Genomic DNA, 782 nt, shown 5'->3' on the forward strand with positions numbered 1-782 from the left:
CATCGAGCGGAACCAGGCAGGTGGCGACGGGCATCACACCGTCGAGCAGCCCTGCGAGCGCCTTGTCAAGGGTGGTGAGCGCGCCTGTCGGAGAAAGTGTTCTCGTCATGGCCCGATAGTGAAGCAGACCCGAGCCGGTTTGCAACAAGCTTCAGGAACGCTCGTGCTGCGCGTTTGGGAAGAAGAGCTGTTGGCCGTCGATTTTGTACTCGCTGATCGCCTTCTGCCCCTCCGCAGAGATCAGCCAATTGATGAAGCGCTGGCCGGCCTCCGCTTTGACACTTGGATGCTTCCGCGGATTCACCAGCATGACGCCATACTGGTTGAACAGCCGCTTGTCACCCTCGACGGCAATGCCCAACTCGCCCCGATTCTTGAATGACAGCCAGGTACCACGATCGGAAAGCGTATAAGCGTTCATGGCGGCCGCGGCGTTGAGCGCCGCTCCCATGCCCTGGCCGATCTCCTTGTACCAGGTGCCCTTGGCCGCCTCGATGTCGATGCCGGCCGTTTTCCACAGACTCAATTCGGCCGAGTGGGTGCCAGACCTGTCGCCGCGCGATACGAAGGCCGCTTTCTTGGCTTCGATGGCGATCAGCGCGGCTGCGATATCCTTGGTCCCGCTGACGCCTGCTGGGTCGCTCTTGGGCCCCACGAGGACGAAGTCGTTGTACATCACGTCGAAGCGCTTCACCCCGAACCCTTCCTCGATGAACTTCTCCTCCTGCGCCTTGGCATGGACAAAGACCACATCGGCATCGCCGCGCCGACCGGTGTCGAGC

General features: G+C 61.6%; 1 protein-coding gene. It reads right to left on the bottom strand.

What is annotated here, in order from left to right:
* Window positions 1-151: 151 nt before the first annotated feature.
* A partial coding sequence (locus EN991_RS38395) for a substrate-binding domain-containing protein (protein WP_127370636.1) occupies window positions 152-782 on the bottom strand: 631 nt, incomplete at its 5' end.

Origin of the sequence: Mesorhizobium sp. M7A.F.Ca.US.005.03.2.1, from assembly GCF_003997795.1 — a bacterium.
Taxonomy (GTDB): Bacteria; Pseudomonadota; Alphaproteobacteria; order Rhizobiales; family Rhizobiaceae; genus Mesorhizobium; species Mesorhizobium ciceri.